Annotated in this window: 10 protein-coding genes; 5 read left to right on the plus strand and 5 right to left on the minus strand. The window is 58.0% G+C overall.

Translation table 11 applies throughout. The features are described from left to right. Positions 1–72: 72 nt before the first annotated feature. Positions 73–1,128 carry a tetratricopeptide repeat protein gene (locus ACM1ZW_RS24400; RefSeq protein ID WP_416739532.1) on the minus strand — a complete coding sequence of 352 codons (1,056 nt, stop codon included), beginning with the start codon at positions 1,126–1,128 and terminating at the stop codon, positions 73–75. A 191-nt stretch (positions 1,129–1,319) separates the two neighbouring features. On the opposite strand from ACM1ZW_RS24400, the gene ACM1ZW_RS24405 reads away from it, so the two are divergent. From ACM1ZW_RS24405 to ACM1ZW_RS24420, 4 genes are all read left to right on the plus strand, one after another. Continuing rightward, a complete protein-coding gene (locus ACM1ZW_RS24405) occupies positions 1,320–5,657 on the plus strand; it encodes a hypothetical protein (protein ID WP_416739533.1) in 4,338 nt (1,445 codons plus the stop codon). Positions 5,658–5,753: 96 nt separating this feature from the next. Further along, positions 5,754–7,904 carry an FUSC family protein gene (locus ACM1ZW_RS24410; protein WP_416739534.1) on the plus strand — a complete coding sequence of 717 codons (2,151 nt, stop codon included), beginning with the start codon at positions 5,754–5,756 and terminating at the stop codon, positions 7,902–7,904. After that, complete coding sequence (locus tag ACM1ZW_RS24415) at positions 7,894–8,094, plus strand: DUF1656 domain-containing protein (RefSeq protein WP_031318903.1); 201 nt, start codon at positions 7,894–7,896, stop codon at positions 8,092–8,094. The genes ACM1ZW_RS24410 and ACM1ZW_RS24415 overlap by 11 nt, the downstream gene beginning before the upstream one ends. A gap of 4 nt (positions 8,095–8,098) precedes the next feature. Further along, entirely contained in the window at positions 8,099–9,064 is a 966-nt protein-coding gene (locus tag ACM1ZW_RS24420; protein WP_017338748.1) for an HlyD family secretion protein, read from the plus strand. A 140-nt stretch (positions 9,065–9,204) separates the two neighbouring features. Here the strand turns inward: ACM1ZW_RS24420 and ACM1ZW_RS24425 are convergent, their stop codons facing one another. The 4 genes from ACM1ZW_RS24425 to ACM1ZW_RS24440 all read right to left on the minus strand — a co-directional run bounded on the left by ACM1ZW_RS24425 (position 9,205) and on the right by ACM1ZW_RS24440 (position 16,304). After that, positions 9,205–10,626 carry an efflux transporter outer membrane subunit gene (locus tag ACM1ZW_RS24425; RefSeq protein ID WP_017338749.1) on the minus strand — a complete coding sequence of 474 codons (1,422 nt, stop codon included), beginning with the start codon at positions 10,624–10,626 and terminating at the stop codon, positions 9,205–9,207. Further along, positions 10,623–13,805 (minus strand): efflux RND transporter permease subunit, encoded by a 3,183-nt coding sequence (locus tag ACM1ZW_RS24430; protein WP_416739535.1) that lies wholly within the window; start codon positions 13,803–13,805, stop codon positions 10,623–10,625. Before ACM1ZW_RS24430 ends, ACM1ZW_RS24425 begins: the two co-directional genes overlap by 4 nt. A 15-nt stretch (positions 13,806–13,820) precedes the next feature. Next, positions 13,821–15,074: a multidrug efflux RND transporter periplasmic adaptor subunit MexE gene (gene mexE, locus ACM1ZW_RS24435; protein WP_414880496.1), complete on the minus strand. Its 1,254-nt coding sequence runs from the start codon at positions 15,072–15,074 to the stop codon at positions 13,821–13,823. Positions 15,075–15,386: 312 nt separating this feature from the next. Beyond that, positions 15,387–16,304 (minus strand): LysR family transcriptional regulator, encoded by a 918-nt coding sequence (locus tag ACM1ZW_RS24440; RefSeq protein WP_017338753.1) that lies wholly within the window; start codon positions 16,302–16,304, stop codon positions 15,387–15,389. Between the two features lie 269 nt (positions 16,305–16,573). On the opposite strand from ACM1ZW_RS24440, the gene ACM1ZW_RS24445 reads away from it, so the two are divergent. Continuing rightward, positions 16,574–17,596, plus strand: a complete 1,023-nt coding sequence (locus ACM1ZW_RS24445; protein ID WP_017338754.1) for a zinc-dependent alcohol dehydrogenase family protein — start codon at positions 16,574–16,576, stop codon at positions 17,594–17,596. The last annotated feature ends 32 nt before the right edge of the window (positions 17,597–17,628 follow it).

The following is a 17,628-nucleotide window of genomic DNA, read 5'->3' on the forward strand; positions in this document are numbered from 1 at the left end:
TGGGGTGGGGATTGTGCAAAAGCAAAAGATCGCAGCCTGCGGCGGATGCGTTCATCCGCAGGCTGCGATCTTTTAAAGACCTTGTTGCAGTGTCGGGTCGTCGGGGTTGAGTTGTTCAAGTTGGGCCAACAGGATCTGCACGTTTTGCAGCTGCCCGCTTTCTTTCCAGTAGTTGATCAACAAGACCCGGGCCTTGCGGTCGGCGGGGTGGCGCTGGACGATTTCCTGCAATTGTTTCTGCGCCGCTTCAAGCTCTTGCTCGTCATGCAGCGTCGTCGCCAGGTCGTAGCGATAATCCTTGTTGTCCGGCTCGAGTTCCACCGCCTTGGACAAGCCGAGCAGGGCGAACTCACTCTGACCGTGGTGCAGCAACCACATCCCCAGGGCATGTTGCAGGTAGGCGGAATCGGGCTGGGCTTTCAACTGTCTGGCCAATAGCAGCCGGGCGGCTTCGCTTTGTCCTTGCCGGTCCAGCACTTCGATCTGCATCACCAGTGCGGGCAGATTGTCGGGGGCCAGGCGCAAGGTGTTTTCAAGCGCCTGTTGCGCCGCTTTGAATTCAGCATTGTGCAGGTGCAACCGGGCCAGCTGATACTGGTTGTCGGCGCTTTCAGGCGCTTGGGTGAGCGCCTGTTCCCACGCATCGATGGCTTGCTGCAACGGTCCGAAATACAAACCGAGGTCGTCCGGCGACAACCCCAGCAGCGCGTTCACCGCGGCAAACCGGACACGTGGTTCGCTGTCATCGAGCAACGGGCCCAACAGCAGGCTGCGCTGACCGTTGGGGACCAGCCCACTGATGCTTCTGATGGCGGCGATGCGCACATCGGCCGAGGGATGCTGCAGGTCAGCGTCCGCCAGTTTCAGGGCCACGGAACTGGGGTAGTTGGGCAGCTCGGCATGCAGCCATACGCGGCGTTTGGGGGAAATGTCAGGACGCCCCAGTTGCTGATAAAGCACGCGCGCGGCGCCCGGTTGACCAGCCCTGGCTTGCGTCAGTGCTTCGCTGTAACCACGCCTGATCGCTTCAGGCACCACAGGGGTCGTACTGCGCAGGAAGCCCCACGCAAGGCCGATGGCAATCAGTACGCAGAGGCTGATAAACAAATAACGGCGGGACTTGGGCATGGAAATCCGAGGCTGAGGCACTAGCAAATGAGTGTCAGCTTTGATCAGTCTGGGACGGGAGTCAAACCTTGGTCGGTTAAACGACTTAACAAATGTTCTGACCTCGCACACATACGGGCTTTTTTTACAAGATGTTTTCGGGGCGGCTATACATGCTTTGCGTCTGATCCAGTCGAGACGGAAAATCGTTCATGCCTCACCTGCGCAATGCAACACAAGTCAGTTCTGCGTCGCCGAAATTTCCATCTGCCAATGACGCTACGGTGAAAACACCAATCTCCACCGCGCTTCTGCTAGCCGGGAATAGTTCTCGGGTCATGGACAACCTCAGTTTCTCTTCGGTAGCGCCCACTGCATCGAACGCAGATATTCCGCCACCGGTACTCGCGCGCGGTACATTCAGTTCATCTGCGGGGGCTTTTCTTGATCAGATCGATCTTGAGTGCCAGTGGTCCTTACTCAAAAACCGGCTGATGACGAAAACGCTTTCCGAGCAGGAAGCATTGGCGGTCCTGAGCAGCGGGATCTTGCAAACAGAAACTGGCAAAGCCATTGCCGGACTGTTTGCTGACGCGATGTTGCGTTCGGTCCGGCCACTTGGTTCGCTGGATGACGTGCGACTGAAAGAAATTATCGACGTGCTGTGCCACTTGCCACCCGACAAATGGCAGGCCGCTTTGGGCGAAAACGTAAGGTTTCCGAGTGGACAGAAAACCGAAGGAGAGACGGGATTCATCCAGTCACAGCTGGATCGCTCAAGTGAACTGCGGGACGAGCGGATTGCGAACGAAGAGATGCTTGCGGATGTTCACTGGGAAACCCTGAAAAATCTCACGGCACAGGGCCGGCAGTACATTCGCTCAAGCGATGGCGCACTCGACAGTGCGCTGATGATGCTGGAAGACGCGTCAGACCTGCGGCCTCCTCCACGGGATGTACATGCTCAGCTGGAAGCGTTTATCCGCCATCTCGAAAAGGGGGATGTAAAGCGAATACGTTGGACGGAGCACTATGTGACAGAGGTCAAAGCCCTGCGCGATCAAGTCAAACCCGGCGATGATGCAGAGCTGACCTGGCTGGAGTGGTTGGTCGGCCCCAGTTGGTTGGAAGGTGTGTTCGGACGCCCGATTTCGTTTTCAGCGTTGATGAACTCAACACACACGTCGGTAACGCCTCCCTTGTCTAATGACGGCTCGGATGGGTTGCTGAAGAGCCTGCAGAGCTTTGAGCGCAGCGCAGACTTCTACTCCAGCGTCACCGGAAACGGCCCGCGTGTTCCCGACAGCTTGGTCGGCAAACTTTTATATGTGTGCAATGCGCTGGACATCTTTAACGCTTTAAGACTGGACAGTAGCCATATTTCAACCAGCCGGCCCACCTTTGACGCCGTGAAGTTGGGCAGTACCCCTGTAACAGATCGGCCCGCTGCGGAGCCAGACAGTGGTGCCTGGAAAAATGGCGCGTCCGACTTTTCCAGATCGCCGCTCGAGCCAGGTCCGGAACGCCCGCCGGCCATCGCGCAGCTCGGACAGCTAGCGGCACAAGTGGACGAAATTCTGGATCAGTTCGCCCGAAAAGCAATGCCTTGGGGCAGTGCTTATGCCGATGAACAGATCGAGATGGAAGCCATGCTTGAACCTCTCCGGGTTTACCAGCCTACAACCGAAACCTTGAATGATCAGCCCGCGGGTTCGCCCGGCCCCTTCCTGTCCGAAATGCAAGTTGTCGGGGGGCAAATGGCGAGCTGGCTCGGCCGAATGAGCAGCAGTTTAATCAGCACGGGAGTTGCGGTTCTCGGTCAAACGGGTGACTTGATAGAGCGAAATCCAGGTCGGGCTACGGGCGTGTTTGCTGCATACGTGGCGATCAGTAACTTATACGCAAGTTGGTCACTACCTGAACCAGAACAGGCGATTGATCCTTTACAGGGGGTTGAACTCGATCCGGGTGCTGTGCCGAATGAAGAAGCGGTGTTTGATGAATATGTTGTCGAAGGTGTAGAGGATCTATTTGGGGATCTGCCGGAATTCGCAAATGAAGTAAAAAAATGGATCAGCGAGTCCGACTACCCTGATCCCGCCGACGATCCACAACTGGTCGAGAACCTTGAGGCACTTTTGCAGCGGCCTGTACCTGGCAACCAAAATGTGACCTATCAGGATTACCTCAATGAAGTCACTGTGTTGGCGGCATTAGATGCAAATGTTGAGTTTGAGGCCGATCCGGATAATGGATCAACGACCGAGGCCGCCGTTACTACTGATGCCGCTCCATTAATGGGCGATATGCCGATACATGTTCGTAAGAGACGCAGTTTGGGGATGAGTTCCGAAATGCAGACCTCAGAAAGCGGCGTAACTGCGCATGCGTCAGCACACTGGCTCATTCAGGCGGGACAGCGCGCATTAGACGCCGAGATTGCCATAAAGCCGGGTGAGGAAATCGCACCCGGTGTCACGATCAGTCAGGCGGCAGATTTATTTATCAAGGATTATGTCGAACTGCAGTTAGTATTGGACCCGTCTTTGTTTATTTTGTCATCTGTACAGCAGGTCGTCGTCGACTCGGATTTGCCTCCTGATTTGAAATCGAAAGTAAATCAACAAACAAAGTTCAGAGTTGACTACGACACGCCACGTCCGCTGGCGAGCAAGGGTAACTATTATCAAAAAGTAGCCAGCAGACATAAGATGTTCAGCTTGGCCGAATTGATGATGGGGCGACACGAGAAAGAAGCGCAATCACGCGAAGAGATGAAAATTAATTGGCCTTCTGGATTTACAGAAGGTTTCAAAAATGCCGTGAAGGAAAGTAACCTCTGGGAAGACTATAAAAGCCGTTCGGAAAAAGTTTTGTCTCAGCCAAAGTCTTTCGAGTTATGGAAGGCGAATCTTAAATACAAGTTGCAGCAGGTCGTCAGCGACTGTCTCGAAGGTGCGCACATCTCAGTGCAAGGCAAAGAAGTCGCCAATCAGTATATGCGCGGAGAAATCCCGATAAGGCCCATCGCTATAAAGCACGGTAAATACAGCGATATGCTTCCTGTTTCGAACGCTGTTTTTTTGTCCAAGGGGAGAGGCCCAGAGGGATTGTTTGTTTTCCTGAGTGGGAATGAAACGGTGATCGAGAGTCCTGCTGAACTGTTTGAAAAGGACGGAAAATCAATAGAGGAATTTCCGGAGTTAAGAAGTGAACTGTCAAAACGAATCCCCCTGAAAAACTTGTTGTCCCGTGATGATGATTTTCAGCACAGTCAAGGGCGATTTGTCTGGGGGTGGAATCCCTTGAATATGTACAGCGATTATAAATGGCCTTATACGCCAATTATATTTGGCCGAAAGGACGGCGTCACCCGTTATGAGGACGAACACGATGCCTTTAAAGAATTGTTCAAGGAAGTGGTTGATAAAGCCAAATCTGATATGGATACGATGACTTCAACATTGGGAGAGCGGACAGTCGATAAATTGCTGGGTATTTTGGCGGATGCATTGGCTGGTTTTACCATCATATTGGCGATGCCAGGAGCTCCGGTCGCAGGTATTGCCTTTATGATGGGTGCTAGCGCCTCTGGGGCTCAATACGTGCGGGGGGCGGTAAATGATGACCCTCTGGAAGCAAGTCGACATAAAGCCAATGCAATAAAGGGAATGATTGGCCAAGTCGCTGGACCGTATATCGGTAAAGTACTGGGGAAAATATTCTCCAGGGTGGTGGACTCCCGTATTGCTGGGAAAATTGGTGAGCGCTTGAAGTTTGACAAGGTTTTCCCTAAAGAGCTTTCCAGGCACTTTCCAAAATATGGGCACCCGTCTTCACCGCTCTCGGCCAATGCTAAAAAAATAGAAAAATGGATTGCTCCCAGAGTCAGGAATCAGTGGATTATTCAGGACAAGGTAAATCGAAAGTTAACCAGTAATGTGGTCGTAGGGCGATTGAAGTCGTTGGGCAAAGGACCTGAGGTTGCACAAAGACTGATGGACCGTTCGCGTGTCTTGTATTTTGCCGGCCCTAAAGAAGGCTATGTGTATAGAGGATTTACCATGCGCGGAGACATGCGGTCGCCCCACGAGGTATTTGCCAAAGGCTTCAAGAGTGGAAACAATTCAGGGGTGAAAACATCAGGTTATTACGACAGCAATGGTATGGGCGCCTATCACCAGGGAGGAAAGCAAGGGGGGTATACCTATCTGATTGATGGCAGAACCAAGAGTGGGAGTGATGTTGTAAGAAATGATAATTGGAAAGCTGGCTCTCAATCACGGTTGGGTTCAAATCCGTATCAAGTCACTTATGAGAATAATATTCCGGGATCGAAGATACTAGGTGCCTACGATCGTGCTGGAAAATTCATACCCAATCCGAGCGCGCTGGATCGCGCCATCTTAAAAAGCATACCCAATCCCTTTGCGGAGTCGGTTCCTTTTCCGATAAAAAAACCTGTTCAAGATAACAACTCCAAACCTGCACAGATCAACTCCCCACACATGGAAAAAGAAGTTAAACAAAACAGTACAGCTCAAAGCTGACCGGGTGCTGCGCATTCTCACTGTTGATTGGATTGTGCAGCGCGCAAACTCATCCGGCCCGCCCATCCAGTGACTACGCTTGCAGGAGATGACTCGATGAGCACTCCCATGCAACCGCTGCTTCAATACTTCAAGGCAATACTCAACCCTGGTCCGGGGGTAGTGCTGTTTGCCTTGAGAACCATCGCGGCCGGGCTGTTGACGCTGTACCTGGCGTTTCTGTTCGACCTCGACCAGCCCAAGTGGTCGATCATGGCCGTGGTCATCGTCAGCCAGCCATTGGCCGGGATGGCGTTGGCCCGCAGCTTCGGCCAGGTCATCGGCACGACCCTGGGCGCGATGGTGGCCGTGGTGATCATGGGGATCTTCCCCCAGGCGCCGCTGCCTTTTCTCATTACGCTGTCCCTGTGGCTGGCGCTGTGTACCGCCGGTGGCACCTTGTTGCGCTACACCAGTTCCCAGGCCTTTGTACTCAGCGGTTATACCGCGGTGGTGGTGGGACTCCTGGCGGTCCCTGATCAGGACGGCACCTTCCTGCTCGCCGTGACCCGCGTGACCGAAACGTTGCTCGCGGTGGCCTGCGTGTGTGTCGTCAGCCTTCTGACTGCGCGCCCGGAGGCCGTGGCCAAGGATTACTTTGCCAGGATCGATCAGGTGATCAAACTGCTGGCGACCCATGCCAGCGCTGCCATTCGTACCGAGGAAAGCGAGGCCGATTTCCATCTTCGGCAAATGCAGCTGCTCGGTCAGATCAGCGCACTGGAAGGGGTACGGCGGCATCTGTATTACGATGCGCCGCGTTTGCGCAGTGCCGATGACCTGGTGCAATTGCTCGGCAACCAATTGGTGCTGCTGACCGCTCGGCTCACCGCGTTGCGCCATCAGAGGCAGTTATTGCTCGAGCGTCTGGAAGGCGAGATTCCCCAGGAGGTTCAGCGTTTGCTCGCCGAAGAAGTGTTGTTCCTCGATCAACTGGCGCAGTTGGGGCGTGCGATGCCTAATGAGCAACGGCGCCAATTCGCAGCGTTGCAGAAGCGCTTCGATGATCTGGCCTACCGTTCGGAGCAACTCATCGAGCCGTTTTCGGCGACCTTGCGTTCGCTGTCGTGGTCATTGCGCTGGGAACAGGCGCGTCTGTTGCAGCAGTTTGAAACGATTCTGGAACTGAGCGATGCGATCCAGAGCGGGCGCAAAGCCAGCAGCCTCTATCGCGGGCAGAAGAACCCGCTGCACATGGACTACACCCTGGCGGCGACGAACGCGATCCGCGCCTTTTGCGCATTGATGGTGGCCGGTCTGATCTGGATCGAAACCGGTTGGGACGGCGCACGGGGCGGCATGATCGTTGCCGGGATTCTCTGCTCGCTGATGGCCACGTTTCCGCGTCCTCTGCTGGCCGCCCAGAGTTTTGCCCGGGGCCTGGGACTGGCGCTGGTGGTGTCGGCATTTCTGCAATTTTCGCTGGTGCCGATGATCAGCAGTTTCGAGCTGTTGGCGCTGTTGCTGGCGCCCTTGCTGTATGCCGTCGCAGTGGGATTGTCCAGCCCGCCCACCACGGGGACGGGGATTGGGCTTGGGTTGTCGACCTTTCTGTTACTGGGCCCGCAGAACACGGGGCTGGGGCAAAACACCGCGACCCAGTGGTTCGAATTTGCCGGCTCGTATGTCTGCGCCGCCGCGTTGGCGTTGAGTGTGTATGCCTTGATCTTTCCGTTCAGGCCTGTACTGCGCATTCGCCGGCTGCACCAGGAGAATTGCGAGCAGGTCTACGCCTTGCTGAAAATTCCGCCCACGGATCAAAACCAGTTTGCCTTCGAGAGTCGCATGGTCGACCGCCTGACCATGATGCTGGGACTGTTGCCGTCCATCCAGGACAAGCCAGCGCGTGACTTGTTCGATGTCAGCCTCGGTTGCATGGCGCTGGGCATTGCGTTGAACCAGCTCAGGCAACAGGGGCAGGACAACGCGTTACTGAGCCCGGAAGTGCAAAACCGGCTGTTCGCTACGGTTAGGGAAACCGGGCGACTGGTCGCCGGCCGGGCCGACGCTGAAGTGGATCGCGTGCTCGATAGCCTGCATGCCCTGGGCGATGAACTGGATGCGCTGCATTCCGGCGTCCATGAGCATTTGTGGTCGGTGTTTCGCATGCGCGTGGCGTTATTGATCGTGGTGTCGTTCCTGGAGCGTCACCGTGGCCACTTTGAACCCGCAATGCCCACAGCAGGAGTACCTGTCCTTGCCGATTGATATGGAAATAGGCGGTGTCTACCTGCCGCCGATTGCTCAGGCGCTGCTGCTGGGCTTGCCGATTTATCTGTTGCTGGACTGGATTTTGCGGCGCCTCGGCGTGTTGCAGTTCGTGTGGCATGAAGCCTTGTTCGAGGGCGCGCTGTACGCCTGCGTGTGTGCCACGTTGATTCTGCTGATGGGAGCCTGATGCAGTGAAGAAAATCCTCGCCCGACTCACGACAGTGGCCGTGGTCGTGCTGGCCTTTGTGCTTGGCTGGTTCGCCTGGGAACATTACACCCGTGCCCCCTGGACCCGGGATGCCCGGGTGCGTGCCGATGTGGTGACCTTGTCCGCCGATGTCGCGGGGCGCATCGTCAACCTTGGCGTGCAGGATAACCAGCATGTGGAGAAGGGCCAGTTGCTGCTGGAAATCGATCCCTCGCGCTACATCCTGGCCGTGGAGCATGCGAAGCGGTCGGTGGAAGTGGCGAAGGCCGCGCTGGGGCAATCCGAAGCGACCATCGTGGCCAGCCAGGCGCTGCTCAAGCAGCGTCAGAGTGAGGAACGCCGTCGCCGTACACTCAAGGAGCGCGCGGCGATTTCCGGTGAAGAGTGGGAAAAATCCAGCACCGATGTCTCGGTGGCCCAGGCCGATTTGATGCGCAACCAGGCCAACCTGGGTTTTGCCCAGGCCAATGTGCATCTGGCCATCGCCGCATTGGCCGAGGCTGAGCACGACCTGGAGCGCACGCGGGTCGAATCGCCGGTCAGTGGCTACGTCACCAATCTGCTGACCCGACAGGGCGACTATGCGACCGCGGGTGGTCCGTTGGTGGCGCTGGTGGACAGCGATTCCTTTTACATCAGCGGCTATTTTGAAGAAACCAAACTGCCGCGAATCGGGGAGGGCGACCGGGTCGACATTGAATTGATGAGTGGCGAACGTTTTGGCGGCACGGTGCAAAGCATCGCTTTCGCCATTGCCGACCGGGAAAACCTGCCCGGCGGCCGTTTGCTGGCCAACATCAATCCCAGTTACACCTGGGTCAAACTGGCACAGCGGGTGCCGGTGCGGATCAAGATCGACGCCGACTATGCCGGCAAGGACAAACTGCGGGCGGGGACGACGGCGACAGTGACCATCCAGGAAAGCCACAATGCTCAAGATCACCGCTAATCCCCTGTGGGAGCGAGACTGGCTTGCCGGTCTCGCTCCCACAGGGGAATGCAACATAACTGCAGACAAAAAAAAGCCCCGCGACCGAATGAGCCGCGGGGCAAAAAAAGGGTTGGTTGCGGCCAACCAAAAGAGCTCTGTTACTGGCTGGCGACCGTCTCCGGTTGCCAGCCGCCGCCAAGGGCCTTGTAGATCGCGACAATGCCGCGATACAGATCGACTTCAGCCTGGGCCTGGGTATCTTCCGCCGCCAGACGTTCGCGTTGGGCATCAAGCAGGACGAGGAAGTCCGACGACCCTTCGCGGTAGCGAATTTCTGCCAGGTCGGCGGCTGCGCGGCTGGATTCGCTCTGACGAATCAGAGAAATCAGGCGTTGCTGGCGTTTGCCGTAATCGCTGAACGCGTTTTCCGATTCTTCCAGCGCCAGCAGCACTTGCTGCTCGTAGGTCGCCAGAGCGCCTTCGGCCTCCGCGTCGGCACCGCGCAAGCGAGCTCGAACACTGCCCAGGTCAAACGCTGCCCAGGTGATGCTTGGGCCCAGTGCCCAGGCGTTGGCCGCCGAGGAACCGATCTGCGAACCACGCCCGGCGGTAAACCCGAGGAAACCACTGAGACTGACCCGCGGGAACAGATCCGCCTTGGCCACACCGATACGGGCCGTGGCCGAAGCCAGTTTGCGTTCGGCGCTGAGAATATCCGGACGACGCTGCAGCAGTTCGCCGGGATCACCGATCGGCAGCGCCTTGGCAATCGCTGGCAATTCTTTCGGACTCAGGTCCACCGTCAGCTTGTCCGGGCGCTCACCCAGCAACGTGGCGATGCGGTTTTTCTGCCGAACCTGTTCAGCCTGCAACTGCGGCACGCTGGCTTCGACGGCCGCCAGGCGAGCATCGGCGCGGACCACATCGAGCTGATCGCCGACGCCGGCATCACGCAGGCTTTCGGTGATCTTGCGCGACTCCTGCTGGTTGTTCAGGTTGGCCAGGGCAATCTTTTCCCGCAGTTGTGCGCCGCGCAGTTGACCGTAAGCATCCACCAATTCGGCAATCATGCTGACTTGCAGTTGGTACAGGTCGGCTTCGGCCGCTTGCTGTTCGGCGTCGCTGGATTCCAGGTTGCGCTGGATGCGACCGAACAGGTCCAGTTCCCAGGCCATGTCCAGACCCAGGTCATAGCGTTCGCTGTTGACCCGTTTGGTGGTCTGGCCCGGAATCTGACCTTTGCCCAGATCACTGCTGACGCGGCTGGTGATGGTCGGCATGGCGTCATTGCTGGCGTCATCGCGAATCGCCCGGGCCGCTTTCCAGCGCGCGAAGGCCACGCGCAAATCACGGTTGCCCTGCAGCGATTGCGTCACCAACTGGTTGAGGGTCGGGTCTTCGAACTGCTGCCACCAGATACCTTCGAAACGCGAGCGGTCGAAGTTCTTCTGGCCGGCAGCGCCATCGGTGGCGGTGGTGATGTTGGCCGGTTCAGTGGCTGGGGTCTTGTAGTCCGGGCCGACGGCACAGGCACTCAGGGCCAGTACCAGCAGGCTCGGCAGGAAGGCTTTCAGGCTCATTGTTGCGCCTCCAGTTTCAGGGCCTTGGCCGCTTTGCGTTTCTCACCGCGCTCCACAAAGTTACGAATCAATACGTAGAACACCGGTGTCAGCAACAGACCGAAGAAGGTCACCCCGAGCATCCCGGAGAACACCGCCACACCCATGGCGTGACGCATTTCAGCACCGGCACCGCTGGAGAACACCAGTGGCACCACACCCATGATGAACGCGAAGGAGGTCATCAGGATCGGCCGCAGACGCAGGCGGCAGGCTTCGAGCACCGCAGCCAGCGGGGTCATGCCTTCGTCCTGCTGTTTATCCTTGGCGAACTCGACGATCAGAATCGCGTTCTTGCACGCAAGTCCCACCAGTACGATCAAGCCGATCTGGGTGAAGATGTTGTTGTCGCCTCCCGAAGCAATCACACCCGTGATGGCCGACAGCAGGGTCATCGGTACGATCAGGATCACTGCCAGTGGCAGGCTCCAGCTTTCGTACTGGGCCGCGAGTACCAGGAACGCCAGCAATACGCAGAGCGGGAACACGAACAGCGCGGTGTTGCCGGACAGAATCTGCTGGTAGGTCAGGTCGGTCCACTCATAGGTCATGCCGTTCGGAAGTTCTTCCTTGAGCAGTTTCTCGATGGCCGCCTGAGCCTGGCCGGAGCTGTAGCCTGGGGCTGCTGCACCGTTGATTTCAGCGGTGATGAAGCCGTTGTAGTGCATCACGCGGTCCGGGCCCGAGGTGTCGCTGACCTTGATAAAGGTCGCCAGCGGGATCATCTCGCCTTTGTTGTTACGCACTTTCAGCTGACCGATCTGGTCCGGCTCGAGGCGGAACTGTTGCTCAGCCTGAACGTTGACCTGATAGGTGCGACCGAAGCGGTTGAAGTCGTTGGCATACAGCGAACCCAGGTAGATCTGCAGGGTGTCGAAGATATCGCTGACAGCCACGCCATGGGTCTTGGCTTTTTCCCGGTCGATAGCGGCATCGACCTGCGGCACGTTCACGGTGTAACTGGTGAACAGCGCGGCCAGTTCCGGCACGTTGTGGCTCTTGGTGATGATGTTCATGGTTTCTTTGTACAGCTCGTCGTAGCCCAGGTTGCCCCGGTCTTCGATCTGCAGGCGGAAACCACCGATGGTGCCAAGGCCTTGTACCGGCGGTGGCGGGAAGATCGCCATGTAGGCTTCCTGAATCCCGGCGAACTGACCGTTCAAGGCACCGGCAATCGCACCGGCGGACATGCTCGGGTCTTTACGCTCGTCGAACGGTTTCAGGGTCACGAACACAATGCCGGCGTTCGGGCTGTTGGTGAAACCGTTGATCGACAGGCCCGGGAACGCTACAGCGCTTTCCACACCAGGCTGTTTCAAGGCCAGGTCGGACATGCGTTTGATCACGTCTTCGGTGCGGTCCAGGCTCGAAGCGTCCGGCAGTTGCGCGAACGCCACCAGGTATTGCTTGTCCTGGCCGGGTACGAAACCGGTCGGGGTGTGAGCGAAACCGAAGAAGGTCAGCACCATCAGGCCTGCGTACAACAGCAGGGCAATACCGCTGCTGCGGATAACCTGGGCTACGGTGCCGACATAGCCATGGCTGGCGCGTTCGAAGAACCGGTTGAACGGACGGAACAGCCAGCCGCCCAAAAGCTTATCAAGCACTTTGGTAAAGCGATCTTTCGGCGCATGGTGGCTCTTGAGCAGCACGGCGGCCAGGGCAGGGGACAGTGTCAGCGAGTTGAACGCCGAGATCACGGTCGAGATGGCAATGGTCAGGGCAAATTGTTTGTAGAACTGGCCGGTGAGTCCGGAAATGAACGCCGCCGGGATAAATACCGCACACAGCACCAGCGCCGTCGCGATGATCGGTCCGGTCACCTCTCGCATGGCTTTCTTGGTGGCTTCTACAGGCGTTTCTCCCAGCTCGATGTGCCTTTCCACGTTCTCCACCACCACGATGGCGTCGTCCACCACGATACCGATGGCCAATACCAATCCGAACAATGACAAGGCGTTCAGCGAGAAGCCGAACAGGTGCATGACCGCAAACGTACCGATCAGCGAAACCGGCACCGCCACCAACGGAATGATCGAGGCACGCCAGGTTTGCAGGAACAGGATCACCACCAGAACCACGAGGATCAGTGCTTCGAAGAGGGTGTGAACCACCGCTTCGATGGAACCGCGCACGAAGATCGTCGGGTCATAGACGATGCTGAAGTCCATGCCTTCCGGGAAGCTCTTCTTCAGCTCCGCCATCTTGTCGCGCACTTCGTTGGAGATTTCGATCGCGTTGGAACCCGGACGCTGGAAGATCGGGATCGCCACTGCCGGTTGGTTGTTCAGCAAGGAGCGCAGGGCGTATTGGCTGGAACCCAGCTCAACGCGTGCGATGTCTTTCAGACGTGTGATTTCACCGTCGTCGCCGGAGCGAATGATGATGTTCTCGAACTCTTCTTCAGAAACCAGGCGACCTTGGGTGTTGACCGACAACTGGAACGCAGTGGCATTCGGTGCAGGCGGGGCGCCCAAGGCACCGGCAGCCACTTGACGGTTCTGCTCACGAATCGCGGTGACCACATCGGTGGCGGTCAGGTTGCGCGAAGCGGTCTTGTTCGGGTCGAGCCACACTCGCAGGGAGTAGTCGCCCATACCGAACAGTTGCACATCACCAACACCGCCCAGGCGCGCCAGCTCATCCTTGATGTTGAGCAAGGCGTAGTTGGACAGGTAGAGCATGTCGTAGCGTTTGTCCGGCGAGGTCAAGTGCACAACCATGGTCAGGTCGGGCGAAGCCTTGTCCACGGTGATACCGATACGCGTCACTTCTTCTGGAAGCTTCGGTTCGGTCCGGGTCACGCGGTTCTGCACCTGCACCTGTGCGTTGTCCAGGTCAGTGCCCAGCGCAAAGGTGATGGTCAGGGTGATCTTGCCGTCAGCGGTGGACTGCGAGGACATGTACAGCATGTTCTCGACGCCGGTGATGGCTTGCTCCAGTGGAGCGGCCACGGTTTCACCGATGACTTTTGGGTTGGCGCCCGGGAAGTTGGCACGGACCACAACGGTCGGCGGCACGACTTCCGGGTATTCGCTGATCGGCAACTGGAACAGCGAGATGGCGCCGGCGATCAGGATCAGCAGCGACAGAACCGCTGCAAAGATCGGCCGTGAAATGAAGAATTGGGAAAAATTCATCGGAGTTGTTGTCCCTTAACCGCGTGGAGTCGCAGCAGCCAGTTTCACAACCGAACCCGGCGCGGCCTTGGCAGGCGCGACTTGGGGCAGGTTGCTGGCTTCCAGCGCTTGTCGTTGTTGTGCGAGTGCCGCGAGGGTTTGTTCGCTGGCCATCGGGATCACTTCAGGGGTGACTGGCGAACCGGGACGTACCCGTTGCAGGCCCTTGACGATGATCGTGTCGTCCTTGTTCAGGCCGTTGCGCACGATGCGCAGACCTTCGATTTTCGGACCCAGCTCGACCGCGCGGTAGGCGGTTTTGTTGTCGGCATCCATCACCAACACGAACTTTTTACCCAGGTCGGTGCCGACGGCTTCATCGTTGATCAGCACGGCGGAGTAGGTGCCGCTGCCAACCAGTTTCAGACGGGCGTACAGGCCAGGGGTGTAAATGCCGTCGGTGTTGTCGAACACTGCGCGACCGCGGATGGTGCCGGTTTTCGGGTTGACCTGGTTGTCGACGAAGTTCATCACGCCCTGGTGCGGGTTGCCGTCCTCATTGGAAAGGCCCAGGTACACCGGGGTGGTGGCGCCGCGTTTGCCCTGGCGAGCGAGCTGGGTGTATTTGAGGAACACACGCTCGTCGGCGTCGAAGTAGGCGTAAACCTTGTCGGTGGACACAACGCTGGTCAGCGCGGTGGTATCGGCGGTGACCAGGTTGCCGGCGGTGATTTCCGCGCGGCTGACGCGGCCGCTGATTGGCGCGGTGACGCGGGTGAAGCTCAGGTTAAGTTTCGCCAGATCCAGTTGCGCTTGAAGGGCACCCACTGCGGCGCGGGCTTCTTGTGCCGCACTTGTGCGCGAATCGGCCAATTCGGCGGAAATCGCGTTGCTGGTGCGCAGACGTTCACCGCGCTGGGCTTCATTTTCACTGCGGGTGGCATTGGCGCGGGATTGGGCAACCAGCGCTTCGAGGCGGCGGACCTCAGCCTGGAACGGGCGTGGGTCGATCTGGAACAGCAAGTCACCTTTCTTGACCAGTGCGCCTTCGGTAAAGGCCACATCATCGATCTGGCCGGAGACCCGTGGGCGAATCTCTACCGTTTCCGGCGCTTCAAGGCGCCCGGTGAATTCGTCCCACTCGTTGACCGGTTGTTCCAGCACCTTGGCGACACTGACTTTCGCCGCAGGCATGGTCGCGGCAGACTCCGGAGCCTTGCCGCAAGCGCTCATCACCAGCACGGCCAACATGGCCAAGGGGAAGCGCAAATGTTTGAGTGACTGTTCCATGGATGCATCCGCCAATGTATTGAGATGGGCGGATGATGCTCGGCGAGGTGGTATGGCACGAATCGAATGAAGCGAAGGTAACTATCATTCGGAATGATATAAGGTCGAAGCAAGCCCTCTAGCATGCGCCTGCCGTACGAGGGCGATCAATGAGCTTGACGGCAATTCTGTGTTGCCGGGAATGCAAGTAATCGGCGTGAGACCGAGTCGCTTCCCTCGTGGGCAAGCCGCGCGCCTACAGTCAATTGCATACTCCTGTAGGCGCGCGGATTGCCCGCGAAGGGGGCGTGTACCCCAAACAAAATGCCAGGGTCAGGACAGGCTGTCCGGATCCCCGAAGAACATCTGAATCCGCGACCTCAGCCAGCGTTCTCCTGGATCATTGTCCTGCGACCCACGCCATGCCATGTGCAATTCAAAGCTGCGCACCGGCAACGGCGGATCTTCCGCCCGCACACCTCCGGCTGCCGTCAATGCTTCCGCCGTGTAATCCGGCACGGTGGCGACAATGTCAGTGCCGCTGATCAGCGTGCTCAACCCGTTGAACTGGGGCACCGCGAGCACGACATGCCGTTTGCGTCCGAGTTTTTCCAGTTCTTCATCGATAAAGCCGCTGAGGTCACCAGCGAAAGACACCAGCGCGTGGGGGCGTTCGCAGAAGTCGTCCAGGCTCAACGGCCCCGGCACCGTATCGGCACGCAACAGCTTGGGCAGGCTGCGACGCAGCACTTTGCGCTTGGCGTTGGCCGGCAAGTCGGCGGTGTAGCTGACGCCGATTGAAATCTCGCCCGAAGCCAGCAGGCTCGGCATCAGAATGTAGTTGGCACGACGCACCACCAGCACAATCCCCGGTGATTCGGCGCGCAGGCGTTTGAGCAGCATCGGCAGCAACGCGAATTCGACATCGTCCGACAGGCCGATGCGGAACACCGCAGTGCTGGTCGCCGGGTCGAATTCCGCCGCACGGCTGACGGCGGTGGAAATCGAGTCCAGGGCCGGCGAAAGCAGGGCGAAGATCTCCACCGCCCGGGCGGACGGTTCCATGCTGCGGCCGGTGCGCACGAACAACGGGTCATCGAACAGCCCGCGCAGGCGCGAGAGCGCCGCACTGATGGCGGGCTGGCCGAGGAACAATTTCTCCGCAGCGCGGGTCACACTGCGTTCGTGCATCAATGTTTCGAATACGATCAACAGGTTCAGGTCGACACGACGCAGGTCATTACGATTCATCTGGAGTCCTGGCAGAGTCATCAAGCTTGACGAGAGCGGCCATATGAGAACAATGGCCGGCATGAATATTACGGGGAAAGGCTGCTACTCTGCACCGAGTAATTCAGTTTTCCTACAAAGGCTGCTTCGGTTTCTTACGACATTTGAAGATGTCGCCGTCGCTGCGGAATCAATGACAGGCATGTCGACTATTAATAGCCACTGATAGTCTTGGGTAGAAAGCCCAGATAGAGTTCAGGGCATTAGAGGTTTCTTTGACGAGGTTTGCGATGTCCCGCACGATCCGTTTTCACAAGTTTGGTCCAGCCGAGGTGCTCAAATGCGAAGAGCATGCGGCCGCTCTCCCTGCGCCGGGCGAAGTGCAGGTGCGCGTCGAGGCGATTGGCATCAGCTGGTACGACATTCTCTGGCGCCAGAACCTGGCCTCGTCCCACGCTCGTTTGCCTTCAGGCCTCGGCCATGAAATGTCCGGCGTCGTGACGGCGGTCGGCGAGGGCGTCGATGACCTGGCGGTCGGTGACAAGGTCGCCAGTTTCCCGGCTGAAAGCCCGAACGACTACCCGGTCTATGGCGAGCAGATCGTTTTGCCACGCTCGGCGCTGACCCGCTATCCGGACGTGCTCAACCCGATCGAAGCGGCGGTGCATTACACGCCTCTGTTGATTGCCTACTTCGCTTATGTCGATCTGGCACGGGTCAAGCCAGGGCAGTTCGCCCTGGTCACCGACGCCAGTCACTGTGCCGGACCTTCTTTCGTCCAATTGGGTAAAGCCCTGGGCGTACGGGTGATTGCCGCCACGAAGACGGCCGAAGAGCGTGAATACTTGCTGTCGCTGGGTGCCGAGAAGGTCATCGTCACCGAGGAAGAAGATCTGCTCATGCGGATCAACAAGATTACCGATAACCGCGGTGTCGATGTGGTGTTCGATGGTTTGGGTGGCCCTCAGATGTCTCTGCTCGGCGATGTGCTCGCACCTCGCGGCAGCCTGGTGTTGTACGGCCTGCAAGGGGGCAACCAGACGCCATTCCCGGCCTGCGCAGCGTTCCAGAAGAACATTCAGTTCTTTGTGCACTGCATCGGCAACTTCACCGGCAAGCCGGAACTGGGCATCATTCAGGATCAGGCCGCACTGCAACGTGCCTTGCGCGACATCAACCAGATGACCGCCGATCGCGTTCTACTGCCACTCAAGACCCGGGTCTTCCCGTTTTCCGAGTTTGTCGAAGCACACCGCTACATGGACGAATGCCCATGCCGCGAACGGGTTGCCCTGCAGGTCGAACCTGCGTAGCACCCCCTCTGAAAAGTCCGTGCCCCGCACGG

Origin of the sequence: Pseudomonas sp. NFX71, assembly GCF_048079215.1 — a bacterium.
Lineage (GTDB): Bacteria > Pseudomonadota > Gammaproteobacteria > Pseudomonadales > Pseudomonadaceae > Aquipseudomonas > Aquipseudomonas fluorescens_B.